Raw genomic sequence first — 21651 nt, 5'->3', positions numbered from 1 at the left:
TTTCAGAGGGTGGGTCGGGGTGTCGGGACGGGGGCGCCGAGGGGGCGGCGGTAGCTGACGGCCGGGTGCCCCAGGGCGTCGGTGGTGAGTTCGGCGTCGACCTCGAACACCTCGGCGAGCAGGTCGGCCGTCAGGACGGTCTCGGGAGCGCCGGCCGCGACGAGCCGGCCGTGGTGCAGGAGCAGGAGCCGGTCGCAGTAGCGGGCGGCCAGCGACAGGTCGTGCAGGGCGACCAGGACGGTCCGTTCGGTGCCGGTCAGGAGCTCCATCAGTGCGAGCTGGTGCTTCACGTCGAGGTGGTTGGTGGGTTCGTCGAGCAGCAGCGCGTACGGCTGCTGGGCCAGCGCGCGGGCGATGTGGGCGCGCTGGCGCTCGCCGCCCGAGAGGGCCTTCCAGGAGCGTCCGGCGAGCGCGGTGAGGCCGACGACCTCCAGGGCGGCGGCGATCACCGCCCGGTCGGTGGCGTCCGCTCCGCGCCAGCGGTCCCGGAACGGGGTGCGGCCGAGGCCGACGACGTCGGCGACCCTCAGATCGCTGTCGGCGCCCGAGTCCTGCGCGACGAAGGCGACATGGCGGGCGATCCTGCGCGCGCTCCACTCCCCCACCGGCTCGCCGTCGTACCGGACCGAGCCCGCGTCCGGGGCTCGGAGCCCGGCCAGGCAGCGCAGCAGAGAGGACTTGCCGGAGCCGTTCGGGCCGAGGAGTCCGACGGTCTCGCCGGACGCGATGCTCGTGCCGACCTCGCGCACCACCGGTGTGCCCGCCACCGACCAGCTCAGGTTCTCGGCGTCGATCCTCACAGCTCACCCCTTCTGCGCAGGACGAGAAGGAAGAGCGGGACGCCGAGGAGTGCGGTGATGACGCCGACGGGGACCTCGCGGGGCGCGAAGGCGATCCGCGCGAGCGCGTCCGTCCACACGAGGAACACCGCGCCGGCGAGCGCCGCGTACGGCAGCAGCACCCGGTGCAGCGGTCCGACGAGGAACCGCACCCCGTGGGGCACGATCAGCCCCACGAACCCGATGGCGCCGACGGTGGCCACGGCGACCGCGGTGAGCGCGGCCGTCACCACGAGCAGCAGCATCCTGGTGTGCCGCACCCCGATGCCGAGGGAGGCGGCGGTGTCGGTGCCGAAGGCGAGCCCGTCGAGGGCACTCGAGCACAGCCACGCCGCGGCCAGGCCCAGCGGGGTGACGATCGCGCAGACCACGACGGTGTCCCAGCGGGCCGGCGCCATCGACCCGAGCAGCCAGTGCGTGACGGCCCGCGTCGTGTCCGCGTCCGCCGACGCCATCAGGATCAGCGAGGTCAGCGCGGTGAGCAGTTGTCCGACGACCACGCCGGTGAGGACGATGCGGACCGAGTCGAGGCCGGTACGCCTCAGCAGGAGGAGCAGCAGCGCGAAGGAGAGCAGCGCGCCGACGAGCGCGCCGCCGGTGACCCCGAGCGTGCTCGCGCCGATCCCGAGGACGACGACGGCGACGGCTCCGGTGGACGCGCCGGACGAGACGCCGAGCAGGTAGGGGTCGGCGAGCGCGTTGCGGGTGACGGCCTGCAGGACCGTGCCGCACACGGCGAGCGAGGCGCCGACGAGCGCGGCCATCAGGACGCGCGGCAGCCGCAGGTCCCAGATGAGCGAGTCCACGAGCGGGGGCAGCGGCTCGACGTCCAGACCGAGACGGGTGGCGAGGACGCGGGCCAGATCGCTCCAGCCGGTGTCGGCGGTGCCGATGCGGACGGCCGCGACGATCGAGCCCACGAGGGTGGCCGTGGCGAGCAGCAGGAGAGGGGGGCGTCGGCTTCCGGGGCCGAAGTCGACGAGGCCAAGCCCTTCGGAGGGAGGGCTTCCGGGGCGGAAGCCGATGAAGCCTGGGCCTTCGGGGACGGGTCCTCCTGGGGCGGCGCCTCCGGGGCCGGGTGCTGTGGGATGGAGGGCTACGGCCGTGCCGGGCCTGCCGGATCGGCCGCTCGGGACCGGCGGACCCGGTGTCGGCTGCCCGGAGGCGACGGCCTTCGCCGTACGGACGCTCTCGCGGGCCGCCGGGAGCAGGAGGTCGGCCGGGTTCGTTCCGGCGGCGGGACCGGCGGGCGGCTCAGTGGGCATGTCCGAGGTCCTTCATGCCCTGGGCGAGCAGTCCGAGGGCGTGGACGGAGCGGACCGAGGGGTCGAGTTCGATGCCCGGCACTTCGAGGATCCTGTCGTCGCGGACGGCGGCCAGCCGTGAGATCACCGGGTGCGCCGTCATCGTGGCCCGCTTCTCGGCGGCGCTGTCGCCGGGGCGGCCCCGCTCGGAGAGGTCGCCGATCACGATGAAGTCCGGGTCGCGGCGGGCGACTTCCTCCCAGGAGACCTCGGGCCAGTCCTCCTGGACGTCGTCGAAGGCGTTCTCGGCTCCGACGATCCGGCTCATCTCGCTGGGCAGGCCGGTCCCGCCCGCCACGTACGGCATGCCGTTGAAGACGGAGTAGAGGTAGACGACGGTCGGCCGGTCCGCGCCGCGCCCCTCCTTCGGGGCGTTCGCGCTCGCCCTGGCGACCGCGGCGCGCTGGTCCGCCGCGAGCTTGCCGGCGCGTTCCTCGGCGCCGAAGAGCTTGCCCAGGTTCTCGTAGTCGGAGAAGAGCAGTTCGAAGGGGGTGCGGCCGGGCGGGTTCTGCTGCGGGCAGTCCACGGCGCTGACGAAGGTGGGGACCTTCAGGGCGGCCAGTTCCTCACGGGTGCCCGCACGGTCCCCGGTGTAGAGGTCGGCGGAGCCCGCGACGACGAAGTCGGGTGTGGCGGAGCGCAGTTGCTCGCCGGTGGCGATCTTCGGGGCGATGACCGGGATCTTCGCGTACGCCTCCGCGTACCCGGCGGGGATCTTGGTCTTGAGGTTTGCGGTGCCGGCCATCCGGTCCTGGAGCCCGAGTTCGAGCAGGATCTCGGTCGAGCTCTGGTCCAGGGCGACGGCCCGCTGCGGCGGCTCGGCGAGCGACACCTCGCGGCCGCAGCTGGTGACGGTCGCGGCGGGCTTCGAGGCGGGACGCGCGGCGGGCTCGGCGTCCGCGGCCGACCCACCGCCGCCCGCGGTGGAGCAGCCCGCGGTGGCGAGGGCGAGGGTCAGGGCGATGCCGAGACGGACGGGGTGGCGCATGGGTTCTCCGGTCTGGGAGGGACGGGCATGGGTGTTGTCGTGCACCGGGCAGGAGTGCCGCGTTCGAAGGGTACTGTAATGGCAATCATTTTCATTAAAGAACCCGGGGGCGGTTCACCGACCCGCTCCCCCACCCCCGAGGAGCACCGCACCATGACCACCACACCCGCGCCCGCAGCAACCAAGTCCCCTGCCCCGCCACCGCGTTCGGTCCTGCTCGACCCCGCGTTCCTGCGCCTGTGGGCGGGCACCACCGCCTCCGGCCTCGCGACCTGGGCCCTGCCCTTCGTCCTCGGGCTCGCCGTGCTGCACCGTGACCTCGGCGCCGCGGGACTCGGTCTCGTCCTCGCCGCGCGCACCGCCGGATTCCTCGCCGCCGTCACCGTCGGCGGCGTGCTGGCCGACCGGCACTCCCGCCGCGCGGTCGTCCTCTGGTCGGCCCTCGCGGCGGCGGCCGCCGCACCCCTGCTCGCCGCGGGCCTCGGCAGGTCGCTCGTGCTGATGACGTTCGCCGCGGCCCTCGCCGGCGCCGGTCAGGGCGCCTGCCGGCCGGCCTTCCAGGCACTCACGGCGGAGACCGTGGAACCCGCCCGCCGCCAGCAGGCCAACGCCGCCATGACCATGGCCGTACGCGGCTCCACCCTCGCCGGACCCACCCTGACCGCGCTCCTCGCGGCCTTCCTCGACGTCCGTACGCTGCTGCTCGGCATCGGGGCGCTGTGGCTGGTCGCCGCACTGGCCCCGGGCAAGGGGGGCGCCGTCACGACGGCGGCGGAAGCGTCCCCGGACGCTGTCTCACCCTCTGCGGCGGCCGCGGGATCCGTCGCGGTGCCGTCCCCTCGTACCGGCTTCCGCGCCGAGTTCCTGGACGGCATACGGGAGGCGCGCCGCCACCCGTGGTTCCTCGCCGGACTCGCCGCCCTCGTCGCCGTCATCGCGCTCGGCTACTCGGCCACCAGCGTCGCGCTGCCGCTGATCAGCCGGGACCGCTACGGCACCGAGTGGGTGCTCGCCGCGGCGATGACCGCGTACACCGTGGGCGCCCTCGTCGGGGCTCTGGTCATCGCCCGCCTGCGGCCCCGCTCCCAGGGCTGGGCCGCGTTCGCCGGGCTCGGCGCGTACGGCGTCGCACCGCTGAGTCTGATGCTGCCGGTCCACCCGGCCGTGGTCGTCGCGGCGTACGCCGTCGCCGGGGTCGGCATCGAGCTGTTCAACGTGCCCTGGTTCACCGCCACTCAGCGCGAGGTGGCGCCGGACAAGCTGGCCCGCGTCTCCTCCCTGGACTTCCTGGTGTCCTACGGCCTCGCGCCCGTCGGCCTCGCCCTGATCGCACCCGCCATCGGCCACTTCGGCGTCACGCCCGTCCTCGCCGTGTGCGCCGCCGCGTGCCTCCTCGTACCGGCGGCTGCCGCGCTCGTGCCCACGGCCCGCCACTTCGCGCGTACCGCCCCGGTGGAGGAGCGGGCCGGCTGATCCATCGGCCGACCGGCATCCGGGGCCGCGGGCGGCGGCCCCGGACGTCCGCGCGCACGTGAGCGGACGTCATTCGGTGGGGCGATGCGGGGGCGGTCTGCCACGATCCCGGGATGGGTGCATGGGACGCAGTGACAGACAGGCTCTCCGGCGGAGCCACCGTGACATTCCGGCCCAGCGGCAACTCGATGGTCCCGCTGACCCGCAGCCGGCAGCAGGTCGTCGTCGTGCCGGTCGACCCCTGCTGCCGACCCTGCCCCCGGAGCGCGGCGAGGCGCCGGCCGACCGGTTCCCCCGGTCCTCCGGCGCTGTGCCCACGCGCGTTCGTCAGTGCGCGTCGTCCCCGAAGGCGGTGTCGGGGATCCATGAGCCGTGGATGCCCGCGGTGACGCGGCGGGGCAGGTGCACCGTCGCGATCCGGTCGAGGCCGGCGGCGTCAAGCACCAGGAGCTGCGAGGCGTCCTGCTTCAGGTCGGAGACCACCGTGAGCAGGTAGCCGTCGTCTTCCCGGGTGCCCCCCGCGGCCGGTACGAAGACCGCCTCGCTCGGCAGCCGCGCGTTGCCGGCCTCGTGGATGCTCCGCGCACCGGTCGCACGGTCGTACTTGACGACCCCGTAGCCGCCGAGGCCGTTCTGGTCGGGGAAGGACACCGCGTACTGGTAGCGGTGCTCCGCACCGAGGAAGTCCTCGTTGAGGGTGGGGAACTCCACCGCCAGGTCGTCGATGATCTCCTCGTCGACGCTGCCGGACGCCAGGTCGATCACCCAACGCCGCGTGTAGGAGCGGGTGTTGGGTTCCGTTCCGCGGCCGGGGGCGCCGACCCACCAGTTCCAGGAGAGCCGGAACCCCTCGCGGTCGACGGTGGGACCCTCCAGGACGATACGGCCCCGGTCGTCCTCGTAGGCGTTGGCGGCGTGCAGCATGCTGCCGGGCTCGATGGGGAACCAGCGGATGCGCGCCGCTCCGTCCGCGCTCCTGGGCATGACGCCGATCCGGGCCGGCTGGGCGTCGTTCCAGGCGTAGGGGATGCCGGAGTGCTCGCCCGGGTCGAAGGCCACCGTGCCCTCGACGAAGACGACGTGGTGCCGGGTGAGGGCGAAGTCGTGCTTGAGGGCGGCGGTGGCGCCGGGGACCTCCACGCTCCGGGTGATCGTTCCCTTCGGGTCGGCGACGTAGTACATGAGGTACGGGGGGAAGGGTGAGGAGCCGAAGAAGTGCAGCTCCCCCGTGACCGGGTCGGTCTTGGGGTGCGCGGTCATCGCGCTGCGCAGCCGGCCTCCGAAGTCGTACGCCCCGACGGTGTCCAGATCGCGCGTCAGCTCGTACGGCACGTTGGCCTCGCACAGGGCGAGGAGCCGTCCGCCGTGCTCGATGACGTGCGTGCCGGCGGTGCTCGCGGTCAGGTCGGGACCCGTCTCGGTCATGTACGGGGCGCCTTCCAGCGCGGGCGTGCGCACCCAGCGGTTGCGGTACCACTCCGCCCGTCCGTCCTGGAGCCGGATGCCGTGGACCATGCCGCTGCCCTTGAACCAGTGGGTGGGCGTGACGCCGGGCTTCGGGTTGTGGCTGTTGCGGATCAGACGGCCGGACAGCTCCGGGGGCAGGCTGCCCTCGACGGTCAGCCCGGTCGCGGTGATCTCGTCGACGGCGGGCGTGTAGTGGCCGGTCAGGAAGGGCGTGCTGGTCATGGCTGGAACCTCACTTCTCGGGGTGTCCGGTGTCGTCTCGGTGTCCGTGCGTGCGATGCGGTGCGTGAGTCCGTGCGATGCAGTGCGTGAGTCGGTGTGCGGGGACGGGCGGGGCTGGACGGGGCTGGACGGGGCTCACATGCCTTGTTCCGCGCGGTCCTTCAGGGAGGCCAGCCAGTTCCGCAGGGACTGGTCGAGGGCTTGGCCGAGCTCCTCGGTGGCCGCGTCGACGGGTGCGCCGCTCCAGGACTCCTCGGTGCGGACGGTGACCCGGTCGCCGGTCCGCTCGAAGGTCCACACATGGATGCCGGTGATGCCGTTGGCGGGGCCGCCCCACACGATCCGCTCGCCGGGAACGAGTTCGGTGACCGTGGAGGTGATGTCCAGTCCATGGGTCTTCCAGGTGAAGGACGTGCCGGCCCGCAGCGGGCCGCCGAGGGTGGCCTCGTCGACGTCCGCGTTCCAGGTCGCCCAGGCGTCGATGTCGGTGTGGAGCTGCCACACCTTCTCGATCGGGGCGTCGATCACGGTGGACAGGCGGACGATGACGGGAGCGTTCTCGTCGATGGTGTGCATGGTGGGTCTTCCTTCTCTCGTGGTGGGTCGTGCCTGGGGAACGGGACTGTTGTCGTGGGTCAGGACGTGTGCGCCAGGGGGAGGGCCCCTGGGCGGCGGCTCGCCCGGCGGGCGAGGACCAGGGCCAGGGCGGCGGCGGCCGCGAGGACCGCTGCCGAGATGCCGAAGGCGGTGCGGTAGCCGGCGGCGAGCGCCTCCACGTGCGGTCGGCCGTCGTTCTCGGCGTGGGCCGTGACGGAGCCGGCCACGGTGGCCAGTACGGCGAGGCCGATGGCTCCGCCCATCTGGCGCGTGGTGTTCACCAGACCTCCGGCCAGGCCGGCGTCACCGCGGGGGACGCCCTCGACGGACAGGGCGGTGAGTTGGACGAAGGCGACGCTCAGGCCGAGTCCGATCAGCAGGCTCGGGCCGAGGACGTCGGCGGCGTAGCTGCCGTCGGCGCTGAGCCGTGCGAGCCACGCCAGCCCGCCCGCCTCGGTGAGCAGGGCCGCCGTCACGGTCGCCGTGGGTCCGAGGCGCCGGGCGACGCGCGGCGCCAGGGCCGAGCCGAGCATGATCGATCCGGCCAGCGGGAGCTGCCCCAGGCCCGTCGCCAAGGGGCTGAGGCCGAGCACGTGCTGCTGATGGAGCGGCAGGAAGAAGAACAGGGCGATCCACACCGACCCGAGCAGCGCCATGAGCGCGTTCCCGGCCCCGACCCTGGCTTCGGTGAACAGTCGTGGCGGCAGGAGGGGGTGGGGATGCCGTCGCTCGATCAGGGCGAAGACGACGAGGAGTACGGCGGCGAGTGCGAGGGTTCCGAGCACCCGAGCGTCCGCCCAGCCGAGGCGGCGGGCGTCCGTCAGTCCTGCGACCAGGGCGGTGAGGGCCAGCGTCACGCTCGCGGTGCCCGGGAGGTCGAACCGGCCGCGCTTCGCCGGCGCGCCGCCGGGCCGCGAGGCTCCCCGGCCGTCGCCCAGCGGTGCCGAGGGCACGGCGACGGCCGTCCCGCCCAGTACGAGAAGCGTCGCCGCGGCCACCGTGTGGAAGATCCACGGCCAGCCCCACGCCTGTGTCAGAGCGCCGCCCAGGAGGACACCGGCCGCGCCTCCCGCTCCGGAGACCGCACCCCAGACCCCCAGCGCCCTCCCCCGCCCCGGACCGGGAGGGAACAGGCCCATCAGGAGCGCGAGCGCCGCGGGGGCGACGGCCGCCGCCCCGAGGCCCTGCACGGCACGCGCGGCGATCAGCGCCTCCGGCGTGCTCGCGAGTCCGGCGGCGAGCGAGGCCACTCCGAAGGCGCCGAGTCCCGCGAGCAGGACCCGCCGGGCGCCCAGGAGGTCGGCGGCACGGCCGCCGGCCAGGAGCAGGGCCCCGAAGGCGAGCCCGTAGGCGTTGACCACCCAGGTCGTCCCGCTGTCCGACAGGCCGGTTCCGGCCCGGATCTGAGGCAGTGCCACGTTGACGATGGAGGTGGCGAGCATGACGGTGAACTGCGCGCCCGCCAGTGCCGCCAGCGCGGCCCGGGGGTGCCGGGTGGTGGTTCCGGAATGCTTCCGCACGACAAGCTCCCGCCTCGTTGAGTTCTGGCGACCTCATTGTGTGGTCGACCACTCACATTCATGACCGAAAAACAGGCGGGGCCGCCACGCCCCGCCGATCACTCCCCGCGCCCCGCCGACCGGGCGCCACGCACCCGCCGATCACGCCCCGCACACCAGCCGCTCGCGGGCCCACCGAAGCGGGCCACGGGTCAGTCAGCGGCAGGCCCCGGGGTGAGCCCGCAGCAGGCCCGGGGTCAGTAGTGCCTGATGCCCGCCGCCAGCGTCCGGCTCCAGGGGGCGTCCACCTCGCCCGCCCCCATCGACACGATCAGATGGCACAGCGTCCCCAGCGCGAAGAACTCCTGAACCTGCCGCTCACTGCCGCCCGAGGCGCCGCGCACGTACTCCACGAGGCGGGCGTAGCCCTGCCGCACGGCCTCGCGCACGGCCGGCTCGGACGTCGCGGCCGCCTGCGCCTGGAGCTGCACGAGCATCAGGTCGCTGTCACCGTCGCTGCCGCTGATCAGCCTGGCGTACGAGTCCCCCATGGCCGACAGGACGACCTCCGGGGTACTGCCCCGCGCCTCAGCCGCCGCCCGTTCCAGGCTGGCCCGGACCTGGACGAAGCTGTGCTCCACGACGGCGACGAACAGCGCTTCCTTGTTCGGGAAGAGCCGGTAGACGTACGCCTGGGAGATGCCCGCGGCCTTGGCCACCTCGGTCGTCGTGGTGCCGAAGTAACCACGGGCGGCGAAGGCTCCGACGGCGGTGCGCAGCACGGTCGCACGGCGCTCCTCGGCGGTGGACAACTGGCGGGGACGTTCTGGCTTCATGTGAGTACTTAACCACTCACACTTTGTCGGCGTCAAGCGCCGCCGCGACGCTCAGGCTGCTCCACGACGCTCAGGCGTCACCGAGCCCTCCTCACGTCCCTCACGTCCCTCATGTCCCTCATGTCCCTCACGTCTCCCCGCCGAACCGCACCCTGACCGTCAGTCCGCCGCCCTCCGGGTTCGCGAACGCCTCCGTCGTCGCGCCGTGGGCGCGTGCGATCGACTCGACGATGGAGAGACCGAGGCCCGCGCCCTCGCCGGGGCCGTGGGTGCGTTCCGTCAGACGGCGGAAGGGCTCGAAGAGCAGCGGGACCGTCTCGGGCGGGACCTCGGGTCCGGTGTTCGCCACCTCGACACCCCCGGGGCCGGTACGGACCTCGACCCGGCCGCCGCGGACGTTGTGGCGTACACCGTTCACGACCAGGTTGTGCACCAGGCGGTCGAGGAGCACCGCGTCACCGTCGACCGTCAGGGGCAGGGCCCGCACCGAGACCGTCACCCCGTGGTCAGCGGCCTCCGCCGTGAGCGCGTCCGCCGCCTGCCGGGCCACCTCGTGCAGGGCCACCGGACGCCGTTCCCGGAGCCCCTGGTCGGAGGCCGCGAGCAGCAGGAGGCCCTCGATGATCCGTTCGCTGTCGTCCGCGACCTCGATCAGCTTCGCCCGGATGCCGGCGACGCGCTCCGGAGAGGGTTCTCCCGCGAGCCCGATCTCGGCTGCCGCGCGCTGCACGGCCACCGGTGTGCGCAGCTCGTGGGCGGCGTTCGCCGCGAACCGCTGCTGGGCGGAGACCAGGCCCTCCATCCGGCCGAGCATCCCGTCGAAGGTGTCGGCGAGCCGCTTCAGCTCACCCGGCGGCCCGTCGAGCGCGATCCTCTCGTGCAGGTTCTCGCCCGACAGCCGGCGGGCCGTCTCCGTGATCACGGCCACCGGCCGGAGCACCCGGCCGGCCATCCACCACGCGAGCACGACGGAGAGCACCGCGTACACGAGGAGCACGACCAGCGACACCGTCAGAAGGCGTTCCAGCGCCGCCGACTCCGCCGCGCCGCTCACGGACCGTGTGATCGCGAGGTATTCGCCGGGGAGCCGGGTGGCGCCGCTCGGGGCCGGGCTCGCGGGCACCGGACTGACCGGCAGGAAACTGGCCGGCGCGGAGCCGGCGGTCGCGCTCGGATACGGGCTCGGCAGCTCCTCCAGCCGCTGCGCGGGTACGGTCCCGGTGACGGCCAGGCTGATCGACGAGTACAGGCCCTCCTTGACGAGGAAGTACACGACCCCCGTCAGCAGGGCGCCGGCGAGCAGCAGAAGCCCGCCGTACAGGGCGGTCAGCCGGGCCCGCTCCCCCGTCATGAACGGCTTCATGAACGACGTCATGAACGGCCGTGTGAACGGCCTCGTGAGCGGCGTCCCTGCCCGCTTCCCCGCCCGCTTCCCAGCCCGCTTCCCCGCCCCCTTCACGACCTGCTTCATGACCCGATCCGGTAGCCCGAGCCCGGGACCGTCTCCACGACCGGCGGCTCGCCGAGCTTCGCGCGGAGTTTGCTCAGCGTGACCCGGACCGCGTTCGTGCGGTAGCTGGTGTGCTCCTCCCAGACCTGCTCGATCAGGTCCTCGCCGCTGACCACCGCGCCCTCGGCCCGCAGCAGGGCCTCCAGGACGGCGAACTCCTTCCGCGACAGCTGCAGGTGGCGACCGTCCCGGCTGGCCTGGCGGCGGGCGGTGTCCAGGACGATGCCGGCCCGCTCCAGCACGGGCGGCAGGGCGGGCCGGGCCCGCCGGCCCAGGGCCAGGACCCGGGCGAGCAGCTCGTCGTACGCGAAGGGCTTGGCCAGGTAGTCGTCGGCGCCGAGGCCGAGGCCCTCGACCCGGTCCCGCACCGTGCCCGCCGCCGTCAGCATCAGCACCCGGGTCATCAGCCGCTGTTCGACCACGCGGCGGCAGACGTCGTCGCCGTGCATCCCGGGCAGGTCCCGGTCCAGGACGAGCACGTCGTACTCCCCCAGCTGCATCTTCCGCAGTGCTTCGAGGCCGTCGGCCGCGACGTCCACGGCGAGCGCGTCGCGGCGCAGCCCCTCGGCGATCATCTCGGCGAGAAACGCCTCGTCCTCCACCACCAGTACGCGCATGCCCCCTGTGTATCCGAAAGGGACCTTTCGCCGATGTAAACGAAACCGCTGAGAGAAACGAAACACCCCTTCGCGGCACGCTCCACGCCATGACGATTCGACGGATCACCCGGGCCGCCGCCGCCACCTCCCTGGCCGCCGCCCTCACCCTGCTCGCCACCGCCTGCTCGGGATCGGGCCCGGACGCGAGCAGCTCGGGAAGCGGGCAGAAGGACGGGAGCGCGAGCGACGAGGGCAAGAAGGCCGACCAGGCCTTCGAGCACCGCAAGTGCCTGCGCGAGCAGGGTCTCGACGTGCCCGAGCCGAAGCCCGGCGAGCAGGGCGTCGGGCTCACCATCGGCGGTGACGGCATGTCGAAGGAGAAGATGGAGAAGGCGTTCAAGGCCTGCCAGGACAAGGCCGGCGGCGCGGGCTTCGGCAAGGAGCCGACGCAGGCGGACAAGGACAAGGCGCTCGCATACGCGAAGTGCATGCGGGAGAACGGCTTCAACATGCCCGACCCGAAGTTCGACGGCGGGGCGCAGGCGGCCATGCCGATACCGCAGGGCGCCGAGAAGCAGAAGTTCGACAAGGCCGCCAAGGCGTGCGAGAGCGTGGCCCGATGAGCGGCGGCGAACGGCCGATGGCCCGGCGCCGGCTGGTGCTCGCCCTCGCGGCCATCGTCGCCGTCGCGGGCGGCGGAGCGGCGGTCACCGCCGTCTCCGCGCCCGACAGGGCGGCGGACGGGCAGGGCGGCGCCGCCGACGCGAAGGGCCTGCCGGCCGCGACCGCCGCTGTCACCCGGGGCGACCTCAGCAACAGCTCCCAGCAGGACGGCACACTCGGCCACCTCGGCGAACGGAAGATCAACGCGGGACCGGCCGGGGTCCTCACCTGGGTCGCGGCGGCCGGCTCGGTCGTCGAGCGGGACGAGCGGCTCTACGAGGTCGAGGGCCGTCCGGTCCGACTGATGTACGGCGCAGAGCCCATGTACCGGACGCTCAGGACCGGCGACAAGGGCAAGGACGTCCGACAGCTGGAGGAGAACCTCGCCGCCCTCGGGTACGTCGGATTCGACGTCGACGAGGAGTACACGGCGAAGACGGCCGCCGCCGTCAAGCGGTGGCAGAAGTCCCACGACCTGAAGCAGACCGGCACCGTCGGCCCGGACCAGATCGCCTTCGCGGGCAGCGCGGTACGGGTGAAGGAGGCGGGCGCGGCGCCCGGCGACCGGATCGGACCGGGCGGTCCCGTGCTCACCGTGACCGGCTCCGAGCGGGTCGTACGCTTCAAGGTCCCCGTGTCCGAGGCGGAGTCGGCGAAGGCCGGAACGCGGGTGACCGTCCGGCTGCCGGACGGCACGGAGCTCCCGGGGAAGGTGTCGGCCGTCGGGAAGACCGCGTCGGCGGGCGACGACCCGCAGGACCGGACGCCGAAGATCTCCGTCACGGTCTCCTTCGACCAGCCGGAGAAGGTCAGGGGCATCGACCAGTCCCCGGTCACCGTCGACCTCACCGGAGAGACGCGCCGGGACGTCCTGACCGTACCCGTGAACGCGTTGCTCGCCCTGCCCGGTGGGGGCTTCGGCGTCCAGGTCGTCGAGAACGGAACGGCCCGGGACCTGGAGGTCGAGCTCGGCATGTTCGGGCAGGGCCGGGTCGAGGTCAGCGGCGAGGGGCTGCGCGAGGGCATGAAGGTCGGGGTGCCGTCCGCATGACGACGACCTCGACTTCGACCTCGGACATGGCCACGGCCACGAACTCGGCCCCGGCACCCGGTGGGACGCCGACGCCGGTCGTACGCCTCCGCGGAGTCACCAAGGAGTACCCGGGTGGCGTCCGTGCCCTCGACGGCGTCGATCTCACCGTCGGAGAAGGGGAGCTGCTCGGCATCGTCGGGCCGTCCGGATCCGGCAAGTCGACGCTGCTGCACATCGTCGGCACCCTGGACCGGCCGAGCGCCGGCACCGTGGAGATCGCCGGGCACGACATCGCCTCCCTGTCGGACCGTCGGCTGTCGGCACTGCGCGCCCGCCGCATCGGCTTCGTCTTCCAGGCCTTCCATCTGGTGCCGGGCGTGGGTGCGCTGGAGAACGTCGCGGAGGGGCTGCTGTACTCCGGACTGCCCCGCGCCCGGCGGCGCAGGATGGCCGCCGACGCGCTGGCCCGGGTGGGCCTGGCCGACCGGATGAAGCACCGGCCGCACGAGCTGTCGGGCGGGCAGAAGCAGCGTGTCGCCATCGCGCGCGCGGTGGTCGGCGAACCGGCCCTGCTGCTCGCCGACGAACCGACGGGCGCGCTGGACTCGGCGTCAGGAGAGGCGGTGATGACGCTCCTGCACGAACTCAACGCGGAGGGCGCGACGATCGCGGTCATCACGCACGACACGGAGATCGCGGGACGGCTGCCGAGGCAGGTGCGGATACGGGACGGGCGGGTGGTGGAGGACACGTCACTCGCGTACGGAGGGTCCCGGGGCTCCGGTGACACTGCGGCGCCGGAAGCGGCAGGTGTGTCCGGTGCGGCCAGTGCGCCTGATGGACCTGATGCGTCCGGTTCGTCTGGTACGCCAGATGGACCCGGTGCGCCCGGTGCGCCGGACGCCTCGAGTGACGGAAAGGTCGCGGCCTGATGCCCCGTACGAGGAGACTCACCGCCGCTCGGCTCGGTCCGCGGGACGTGCTTCACGTCGGGTCGGCCGGGCTGCGCAGCAGGCCGGTGCGCGTGGTGCTCTCGGCCCTCGGCATCGCCATCGGGATCGCCACCATGATCGCCGTCGTCGGCATCTCCGCTTCCAGCCAGGCCCAGTTGCTGCGCCAGCTCGACGCGCTCGGCACGAACATGCTGGTCGCCGAGCCGGGCGAGGGCATGTTCAGCGGGCAGGAGGTCAAGCTGCCGAAGGACGCGGTCGGGATGGTCGGCCGGATCGAGGGCGTGGAGGAGGCCGCCGGGACCGGTGACCTGAGGAGCTCGGTGCGCCGTTCCGAGAAGATCCCGGAGGCCGAGACCGGCGGGATCGCGGTGAAGGCGGCGACGGAGGGACTCCTCGACGTCCTCAGAGGCGGGCTCGCGTCCGGCACCTGGCTGAATGCCGCCACCGGCCGCTACCCGTCCGTGGTCCTCGGCCATGTCGCCGCCGAACGGCTCGGGATCACCGAGCCGGGCCGGCAGGTCTGGATCGACGACCGGTACTTCACGGTGATCGGCATCCTCGACCCGCTGCCGCTCGCGCCCGAGATCGAGCGGTCGGCGCTGGTCGGCTGGGCGGGCGCGGAGCGGCTGCTGGGCTTCGACGGGCATCCGACGACGGTGTACGAGCGGTCCACCGACGCGTCGGTGGAGGACGTGCAGAAGCTGCTCGCTCCGACGATCGATCCGCAGAACCCGCAGAACGTCTCGGTCGGCGATCCGTCGTCGGCGCTCAAGGCCAAGGCGGCGACCGAGGGCGCGTTCTCCACGCTGCTCCTGGGGCTCGGTGGGATCGCGCTCCTGGTCGGCGGGGTCGGCGTCGCCAACACGATGATCATCTCGGTCCTGGAACGCCGTCACGAGATCGGCCTCCGCCGGTCCCTGGGCGCGACCAGGGGCCAGATCAGGATCCAGTTCGTGACGGAGTCCCTGATGCTGTCCGGTCTCGGCGGCCTCGCGGGGGTGGCGCTCGGCGGGGCGGCGACGGGGGCGTACGCGTCGGCCGGCGGGCTGCCGTGGGTCGTCCCGCTGTGGGCGGTGGGCGGCGGCTTCGCGGCGACGCTCGCGATCGGCACGGTGGCGGGGCTGTACCCGGCGGTCAGGGCGTCGCGCCTGTCTCCGACGCTGGCGCTCGCGGCGGCGTAGGAACACCGAGGCACCGCCCCGCGGCTCCTCGGTACGCACTCCCCACTGCGCGGCTCCTCCACACCCCCACGGCTGCCCAGTTCCCCCGCGTGCCCCTCCGGCCGCCCGGCTCAACCCCGCGTGGCTTTCCGGCCGCCCGGCTCACCGCCGGGCGGCCGGAGGCGTCCGTACGGACTGCGGTCCGGGCGGAGGGGACGGATCGCGGCCGGTGGCCTCAGATCCCGGCGGGCATCACCTACCCTGCCGTGCATGCCCGACGACACCTCGCACGCCAGGCGTGACGACCGACCCGACGCGTCCCGGCGCGTGCGGCTGAGCCGGACGTTCGACGAGGACGCGGAGTTGTACGACCGGGCCAGGCTCGGCTACCCGCGGGAGCTGTACGACGACCTGGTGGAGTGCGCCGGCGCCGGCCCCGGCAGCCGCCTGCTGGAGATCGGCTGCGGGACCGGCCAGGCCACCCTGCCGCTCGCCGAGCGCGGCTTTCGGATCACCGCCGTCGAGGCGGGACCGAGCATGGCCGCGGTCGCCCGCCGCAACCTGGACGGATTCGGCGGGGCGGAGGTCGTCACCTCGGACTTCGAGAGCTGGCCGCTGCCGGAGGACTCGTTCGACGTGGTCCTCGCGGCGACCTCCTTCCACTGGATCGACCCGGCGGTGAGGATGGCGAAGGCCGCCGAGGCGCTGCGTCCCGGCGGGGCGCTCGCCGTGGTGCGGACCCAGCATGTGCGCGGTGGCAGCGAGGAGTTCTTCACCGAGGTCCAGCGCTGCTACGAGCGCTTCGATCCCGACACGACGCCGGGGACGCAGCCTCCGGAAGCCGCCCGCGTCGACGGCTCGGACCATGCCCGGGAGGTCGCGCGGTGCGGTGCGTTCGGTCCCCCGGTCTTCCGCCGCTACGAGCGGAACCTCTCGTACACCACGGCGGAGTACCTGGAGCTGCTCCGGACCTACTCCGGGCACCGCGCCCTGCCGGAAGCCGCCAGGGCCGGGTTGCTGGCCTGCGTGGCGGGCCTGATCGACGGACGGTACGACGGCCGGGTGACCAAGCGCTACCTCGTCGAACTGGCGGTGGCGCACCGGCGGAAGGCGCTCGGGTGCAGCCTGGGAAACAAACACGGTGCCGGGGACGCCGGCCCGCTGTGATACTCGTCAGATGATCAACGTGCCCGCCTCCGCCCTCGACTCGTTGCACGGGCTCGCCTTCGGCGACGCCTTCGGTGACCGGTGGTTCGGCATCCTGCGCCGGGAGGGCCCGGCGGCCCTGGAGACGCGGACGCCGCCCCCGGAGCCGCTCTGGCAGTGGACCGACGACACCGCGCAGGCACTCGTGCTCCTCCGGGAGCTCGCCGGCGCCGGCGGAGCCGTCGACCAGGACCGTCTCGCTCTGGGCCTCGCGGCGGCCTACGCCGATGACACCCACCGCGGGTACGGCGCCTCGATGCACGACGTGCTGCGTCGGATCGGAGCGGGCGAGCCCTGGCGGGAGGTCGTCGCCGGGCAGTTCGGCGGCCAGGGCTCCTGGGGCAACGGCGCCGCCATGCGCGTCGCCCCGCTCGGCGCCTGGCACGCCGCCGATCTCGACGTCGTCGCCGAGCAGGCGGCCCGCCAGAGCGCGGTCTCGCACCACCATCCCGAGGCCGTCGCCGGGGCGGTGGCGGTCGCGCTCGCCGCGGCGCTGGCGGCGCGCAGCAGGGGCGGGCCCGCGCCGGCGCGGCCGGAGTTCCTGGGGGATGTCGCCGCGCGCCTCCCCGACGGCGACGTCCGCTCGGGCCTGCGCATCGCGGCCCGGATGCCGGAGCGCACCTCGGTGCGGCACGCCGCGGAGGTCCTCGGTTCCGGTTACCGGATGTCCGGGCCCGACACCGTTCCCTACGCGCTGTGGTGTGCGGCGGGGCACCTCGACGACCTGCACGAGGGCCTGTGGCTGACGGTGGCCGGACGTGGTGACATCGACACCACCTGCGCCATCGCGGGCGGGGTGATCGCCGCGCGGACGGGGGTCGCCGCCCTCCCGGCGGCCTGGCACGCGGCCCGTGAGCCGCTGCCTTCGGACATCCCGTGACGGCGCTTCCTGATCCCCCGGTGCCGCGCGAGGTGAAGCGCCTGGACACGGCTGCGCTGCTCGCGCTGGAGGAGCGGGCGCTGGAGCTCGTACTCAACCAGCGGCTCGATCCGGTGTGGGTCGAGGCGCACGCGGCGTCCGACGGCACGCACTATCTGTGGCCCGCGGTGTGGAACCACCTGGCCCATCGTCCGGAGGTGCCGCGGCAGTTGCGGTGCGAGCTGCTGCTCGTGCTGCGCGGCGGGCAGCACGTGATGAGTCTGCTGGACATGCTCCCGGAGGACTTCGCGCCGCTGCCGAGGGTGACGTCGCGGGACGAGGGGATGCGGGTGAGTCGCCTCCTGGACGAGTCCCCGACGGTGTGGCAGTGGCAGACACGGTCGTCGGAGCAGCCTCCGTCGCCGTCGCCGTCGCCGTCGCCGCCGCCGTCGCCGTCGCAGAGCGGTGCTTCCGGGCGGGGTTCCTCGTAGGGACCCGATTCCACGCTTCGGGCTCCTCCGGCCCGGGTCGGCGTCCCTCGGGCCCCTTCGGGTCGCTTCAGCGCGCCGTCCCGAACACCGCGTCGAGCACCAGGTCGAGCAGTCGGGCCGGCTGGTCGGTGTCCGGGCCGTGCGCCGTCGACAGGGCGATTCCGACAACGAGTTGGACCAGGTCCCCCGCCGCGAGGTCCGCGCGGGCGGTGCCCCGGGCCTGAGCCCCGGCCAGGAGCGCTGCCGCCGCGTCCAGGATGAGGCGGTGGCAGTTCACGCCCAGCGTCTTCTCGGGCTCTTCCACCAGAAGGGCGCTGCCCATGCCCTGGTTCAGACGGGCGTGGGCCAGCAGGGCGCCCAGCCATTGCGCCAGGGCCTCGTCGGGCGACTCCGTGGCGGTCAGGACGTCCGCCTGTTCGACGAGCTTCTCGATCCGGTCCCTGAGGACCGCGGCCAGGAGGGCCTGGCGGTTCGGGAAGTGGCGGTAGAGCGTCCCCGGGCCCACGCCCGCGCGTTGGGCGATCCGGTTGAGGGACGCTCCCGGGCCCGCCTCGGCGAACACCTGCTGCGCCGCGGCGACGAGCCGTTCCCGGTTGAGGCGTGCGTCGGTGCGCCGTGGTGGTGGGGCGGAGTTGCCGCTGCCCCGGTTCGTCGACATCGTCCTGCCTCTCGACATTCCCCGTAGCCAAACGGAGACCTTCTCCGTATCGTAGCGTCCGCCAAACGGAGAACCTCTCCGCTTTGCCTTCACGAGGAGTGCTCGATGACAGACGTCGCACGGTCCGCGTTCGGCGAGGTCGGGATCTGGACCATGGCGTACGAGGGGCACCCCGCCGGGCGGGTGCGCGAATCGGCCGCCGAGCTGGAGGAGCTGGGATACGGGGCCATCTGGTACGGCGAGGCGTACGGCCGCGACACGGTCGGCCAGGCGTGGCTGCTGCTGGCGGCGACCCGCCGGATCACCGTCGCGTCGGGCATCGCCAACATCGCCTACCGGGAGCCGATCTCCCTCGCCGCGGCGGAGCGCACGCTCGGCGAGGCGTTCCCCGGGCGGTACCTGCTGGGCCTCGGCGGCCACCGGGTCGACGACACCGTGCACCACGTCGACGGGTTCCCCGTACCGACCCGGGGCAAGGCGGTGACCACGATGCGCTCCTACCTGGACGCCCTGGACGCGGCACCCGCCCACGGTCCGGTTCCGGACCCGGCTCCGCGCCGCGTCCTGGCGGCCCTCGGCCCCAGGATGCTGGAGCTCGCCGCCGCACGCACCTGGGGTGCGCACCCGTACTTCGTGCCGGTGGAGCACACGGCGCGGGCCCGGCGGATCATGGGGCCCGAGGCCTTTCTCGGGGTCGAGCAGGCCGTCGTCCTGGACACGGACGTCGACCGGGCGCGGGAACTGGCCACGGCTCACGTCGCCATGTACATCACGGCCGCCCCGCACCAGGCGGCCAACATGCGCAGACTCGGGTTCGGCGACGAGGACCTCGCCGGGGGGCCGAGCCGTCGGCTGGTGGACGCGATCGTCGCGTACGGCGACACGGACGCCGCCGTACGACGCGTGCGACAGCACCTCGACGCCGGGGCCGACCACGTCTGCGTGCAGGTACTGACGGCCGACCCGGCCGCGCTGCCGGAGCGCCAGTGGCGCGAGCTCGCCCCCGCTCTGCTGCCCGGTCCGCACCGTAACTCCATCCCGTCGGCGGGCCGGCGCGTGTGACACTTCCCGGCATGCGCCTCATCGCCGACGGCAGTACGCCGCTTCCGCGGGCGGTCCTCGTGGACGCGCTCGAGCACGACGACGGCTACACCTTCGAGCCGGCTTCTCCGCTCTTCCTCGCCGCGGGCGACCGACTGCGGTTCGAGGGCGGCGCGCTCGTCGTCCTGCGGGACGGCGGAGTGCGGCACGATCTCGTCGGTGACTGGTACTGGCGGTGCCGCGTGCGCCCCGCCCACCGGTCTCCGCTCCCGCCGGCCCGGCGCACCCCAGGAGACACCCCGCTTTAGCCCTTTTCGGGTGATTTCATCCTGGTCGCCGTCTCGTTGATCACCGCATGAAGCAGCTCGGACGACGTCGCTGGATCTGGTCCCCCATCACCTCCTGGCAGGCCAGGAGGCTCTCCCGGACGTCCGGGGTGAGTCTCGACGAGGCGTGGGTCAGGATCCGGTTGACCACGCATCCCGAGGAGTCCCACCTCGCCCTCACCCGTGACGTGCTCACCCGGGTCCTGCTCACCCGGCGCACCGGATGAGCGTCCGTCACTCCACCGTCCCCCACCATGTCCCGCCCCGCGCCGCGTCCGCCGCCGGGTCGCCGGGCGCGCCGTCGCCGAGGGCGAGACGGGAGACGATGCGGTAGCGGTCGCCGCGGTAGAGGGAGCGGACGTACTCGACGGGCCTGCCGTGCGCGTCGGAGGTGATCCGGTCGAAGAGGAGGGCGGGCGACAGGACCGGTACGTCGAGCAGGGCCGCTTCCTCCTCGCTCAGCACGGTCGGCTCGATCGACTGGACCGCGTGGGCAGGCCGGACGCCGCGCCGCTCCCGCAGATGGGCGTAGAAGCCGCCCTCCATGTCGGCCGCGGTGAGACCGGGGACCAGGTCGGCCGGGACGTGCAGGTGTTCCAGGGCGATCGGGGCGCCGTCGACGTGGCGGAGGCGCGTCACGTGGACGACTTCCGCCGCGGGGGAGATCGCCAGTCTGCGGCCGATGCGGGCCCCGGCCCGTACGGTGCGGAGGGCGAGCACCCCGCTCGTCCAGTCGCCGCGGCTCCGGGGCGCGTCCGCCGCCCGGTGCTCGGCGACCAGCTCCTGGGTGATCTTGTCCGGTGCGACGAACATGCCGCGGCCGTGCTCGCGTACCAGCAGGCCGGTGGCGACGAGTTCGTCGACCGCCGCCCGCAGGGTGGGCCGGGAGACGCCGAGGGTGGCGCAGAGCGTGCGTTCGGACGGGATGGCGTCGCCGGGGCGGCGGCTCTCGATCACGGTCAGGAGGTGTTCCCGTACCCGCTCCCGCTTCAGCTCCATGCCGTCCACTCCCCCGTGCGCCGTTCCGCTGCGGGTCAGTATGCATCCCCCTCCGTGGAGGAGGTCACGAGGCCGTCGCGGGTGAAGTCGAGGCGGGAGACGATGCGGTAGCGGTCGCCGCGGTAGACCGAGTGGACGTACTCGACGGGGCGGCCCGCGGTGTCCAGGGTGAGGCGTTCGATGAGCAGGGCGGGCGAGAGGACGGGGACGTCGAGGAGCGCGGCCTCGTCCTCGCTGACGACGGTCGGTTCGATCGACTGGGTGGCCTCCTGGACGTGGACCCGGTGGTGCTCCCGCAGATGGTCGTAGAGGTCGCCCGCCTCGAGCTCCTCCGGGGTGAGCGCGGCGCCGACCAGGTCCGCAGGGATGTGCAGGTGCTCGATGGCCATGGGTGAGCCGTCGACCAGGCGGAGACGGGCGACGTAGAGCAGTTCGGCGGCGGGCGAGAGGCGGAGCCTGCGGCCGATGCGGGCCCCGGCCTGGACCGTGGCGGACTCCAGGACGGTGCTGGACCAGGTGCCGGACGCGCGGGGGACGGTGAAGGCCGCGTCGTCCGGGGCGAGCCGCTGGGTGATCTTGGCGGGGGCGACGAACATGCCGCGGCCGTGCTCCCGTACCAGCGCGCCGGTGGCGACGAGTTCGTCGACCGCCGCCCGCAGGGTGGGCCGGGAGACGCCGAGGGTGGCGCAGAGCGTGCGCTCGGAGGGGATCGGGTCGCCGGGGCCGCCCGCCTCGATCAGGCCCAGCAGGTGCTCCCGTACCCGTTCCCTCTTCAGCACCCCGCTGGAGGAGCCGTCTTTCATGCCACCCACTTTCACGCCACCCACCCTCATTCCGACTGGTCAACTGGTAAATCCGATACTAGCCGGACCTGTTGACCTGATACCCGGTGAACAACCCATGTTTTTCAAGGGATTGACGACTCACC

General features: G+C 73.4%; 23 protein-coding genes. 11 read left to right on the top strand and 12 right to left on the bottom strand.

Features of this window, described 5'->3' with window-relative positions; translation table 11 throughout:
• Positions 1-2: 2 nt before the first annotated feature.
• The 3 genes from AMK27_RS12855 to AMK27_RS12845 form a co-directional block, all read right to left on the bottom strand.
• Positions 3-800, bottom strand: coding sequence for an ABC transporter ATP-binding protein (locus tag AMK27_RS12855; RefSeq protein WP_073905713.1), 798 nt, complete (start codon positions 798-800; stop codon positions 3-5).
• Positions 797-1783 carry a FecCD family ABC transporter permease gene (locus AMK27_RS12850; RefSeq protein WP_073906104.1) on the bottom strand — a complete coding sequence of 329 codons (987 nt, stop codon included), beginning with the start codon at positions 1781-1783 and terminating at the stop codon, positions 797-799. Before AMK27_RS12850 ends, AMK27_RS12855 begins: the two co-directional genes overlap by 4 nt.
• A gap of 310 nt (positions 1784-2093) precedes the next feature.
• Positions 2094-3131 carry an ABC transporter substrate-binding protein gene (locus tag AMK27_RS12845; protein WP_073905711.1) on the bottom strand — a complete coding sequence of 346 codons (1038 nt, stop codon included), beginning with the start codon at positions 3129-3131 and terminating at the stop codon, positions 2094-2096.
• A gap of 153 nt (positions 3132-3284) precedes the next feature.
• On the opposite strand from AMK27_RS12845, the gene AMK27_RS12840 reads away from it, so the two are divergent.
• Entirely contained in the window at positions 3285-4604 is a 1320-nt protein-coding gene (locus AMK27_RS12840; protein WP_073905709.1) for an MFS transporter, read from the top strand.
• 327 nt (positions 4605-4931) lie between these two features.
• On the opposite strand, the gene AMK27_RS12830 is transcribed toward AMK27_RS12840, so the two are convergent.
• From AMK27_RS12830 to AMK27_RS12805, 6 genes are all read right to left on the bottom strand, one after another.
• A complete protein-coding gene (locus AMK27_RS12830; RefSeq protein WP_073905707.1) occupies positions 4932-6293 on the bottom strand; it encodes a carotenoid oxygenase family protein in 1362 nt (453 codons plus the stop codon).
• 135 nt (positions 6294-6428) lie between these two features.
• Positions 6429-6869 carry an SRPBCC family protein gene (locus AMK27_RS12825; protein WP_073905705.1) on the bottom strand — a complete coding sequence of 147 codons (441 nt, stop codon included), beginning with the start codon at positions 6867-6869 and terminating at the stop codon, positions 6429-6431.
• Between the two features lie 59 nt (positions 6870-6928).
• Positions 6929-8410: an MFS transporter gene (locus AMK27_RS12820; RefSeq protein WP_073905703.1), complete on the bottom strand. Its 1482-nt coding sequence runs from the start codon at positions 8408-8410 to the stop codon at positions 6929-6931.
• A 236-nt stretch (positions 8411-8646) separates the two neighbouring features.
• On the bottom strand, positions 8647-9225 hold the full coding sequence (locus tag AMK27_RS12815) for a TetR/AcrR family transcriptional regulator (protein ID WP_073905701.1): 579 nt from the start codon (positions 9223-9225) through the stop codon (positions 8647-8649).
• 127 nt (positions 9226-9352) lie between these two features.
• Positions 9353-10576: an ATP-binding protein gene (locus tag AMK27_RS12810; protein ID WP_073906102.1), complete on the bottom strand. Its 1224-nt coding sequence runs from the start codon at positions 10574-10576 to the stop codon at positions 9353-9355.
• A gap of 116 nt (positions 10577-10692) precedes the next feature.
• Positions 10693-11352: a response regulator transcription factor gene (locus AMK27_RS12805; RefSeq protein WP_073905699.1), complete on the bottom strand. Its 660-nt coding sequence runs from the start codon at positions 11350-11352 to the stop codon at positions 10693-10695.
• A gap of 89 nt (positions 11353-11441) precedes the next feature.
• Here AMK27_RS12805 and AMK27_RS12800 point away from each other — a divergent pair, with 89 nt between their 5' ends.
• The 7 genes from AMK27_RS12800 (at position 11442) to AMK27_RS12770 (ending at position 17699) form a co-directional block, all read left to right on the top strand.
• Entirely contained in the window at positions 11442-11957 is a 516-nt protein-coding gene (locus AMK27_RS12800; protein WP_073905697.1) for a hypothetical protein, read from the top strand.
• Positions 11954-13048, top strand: coding sequence for a peptidoglycan-binding protein (locus tag AMK27_RS12795; protein ID WP_241847443.1), 1095 nt, complete (start codon positions 11954-11956; stop codon positions 13046-13048). Before AMK27_RS12800 ends, AMK27_RS12795 begins: the two co-directional genes overlap by 4 nt.
• 26 nt (positions 13049-13074) lie before the next feature.
• Positions 13075-13962 (top strand): ABC transporter ATP-binding protein, encoded by an 888-nt coding sequence (locus tag AMK27_RS12790; RefSeq protein WP_107425558.1) that lies wholly within the window; start codon positions 13075-13077, stop codon positions 13960-13962.
• Positions 13962-15164, top strand: a complete 1203-nt coding sequence (locus AMK27_RS12785; protein ID WP_073905692.1) for an ABC transporter permease — start codon at positions 13962-13964, stop codon at positions 15162-15164. Before AMK27_RS12790 ends, AMK27_RS12785 begins: the two co-directional genes overlap by 1 nt.
• 249 nt (positions 15165-15413) lie before the next feature.
• Positions 15414-16310, top strand: a complete 897-nt coding sequence (locus AMK27_RS12780; protein WP_073905690.1) for a class I SAM-dependent methyltransferase — start codon at positions 15414-15416, stop codon at positions 16308-16310.
• Between the two features lie 10 nt (positions 16311-16320).
• Entirely contained in the window at positions 16321-17229 is a 909-nt protein-coding gene (locus AMK27_RS12775) for an ADP-ribosylglycohydrolase family protein (RefSeq protein ID WP_073905687.1), read from the top strand.
• Complete coding sequence (locus AMK27_RS12770) at positions 17226-17699, top strand: hypothetical protein (protein WP_241847442.1); 474 nt, start codon at positions 17226-17228, stop codon at positions 17697-17699. The genes AMK27_RS12775 and AMK27_RS12770 overlap by 4 nt, the downstream gene beginning before the upstream one ends.
• Positions 17700-17766: 67 nt before the next feature.
• On the opposite strand, the gene AMK27_RS12765 is transcribed toward AMK27_RS12770, so the two are convergent.
• The gene (locus AMK27_RS12765) at positions 17767-18357 is read right to left on the bottom strand and encodes a TetR/AcrR family transcriptional regulator (protein WP_073905684.1); all 591 of its coding nucleotides are present in this window, start codon (positions 18355-18357) and stop codon (positions 17767-17769) included.
• 105 nt (positions 18358-18462) lie between these two features.
• Between AMK27_RS12765 and AMK27_RS12760 the strand changes: the two genes are divergently transcribed.
• From AMK27_RS12760 to AMK27_RS12750, 3 genes are read left to right on the top strand one after another with little or no spacing between them, the layout of a single operon-like run.
• Complete coding sequence (locus tag AMK27_RS12760) at positions 18463-19419, top strand: TIGR03620 family F420-dependent LLM class oxidoreductase (protein WP_073905682.1); 957 nt, start codon at positions 18463-18465, stop codon at positions 19417-19419.
• Between the two features lie 11 nt (positions 19420-19430).
• Complete coding sequence (locus AMK27_RS12755) at positions 19431-19706, top strand: hypothetical protein (protein ID WP_073905679.1); 276 nt, start codon at positions 19431-19433, stop codon at positions 19704-19706.
• A 47-nt stretch (positions 19707-19753) separates the two neighbouring features.
• Positions 19754-19951, top strand: a complete 198-nt coding sequence (locus AMK27_RS12750; RefSeq protein WP_073905677.1) for a hypothetical protein — start codon at positions 19754-19756, stop codon at positions 19949-19951.
• A 7-nt stretch (positions 19952-19958) separates the two neighbouring features.
• Here the strand turns inward: AMK27_RS12750 and AMK27_RS12745 are convergent, their stop codons facing one another.
• Both AMK27_RS12745 and AMK27_RS12740 read right to left on the bottom strand, forming a co-directional pair.
• Positions 19959-20723, bottom strand: coding sequence for a GntR family transcriptional regulator (locus tag AMK27_RS12745; RefSeq protein WP_073905676.1), 765 nt, complete (start codon positions 20721-20723; stop codon positions 19959-19961).
• A gap of 35 nt (positions 20724-20758) precedes the next feature.
• On the bottom strand, positions 20759-21526 hold the full coding sequence (locus AMK27_RS12740; protein WP_073905675.1) for a GntR family transcriptional regulator: 768 nt from the start codon (positions 21524-21526) through the stop codon (positions 20759-20761).
• Between the last annotated feature and the right edge of the window lie 125 nt (positions 21527-21651).

Source organism: Streptomyces sp. CB02009 (genome assembly GCF_001905825.1).
In the GTDB taxonomy this organism is placed as follows: Bacteria; Actinomycetota; Actinomycetes; order Streptomycetales; family Streptomycetaceae; genus Streptomyces.
Note: the sequence above shows the minus strand (reverse complement) of the source record. Positions and strands in the feature narration are given on the sequence as shown.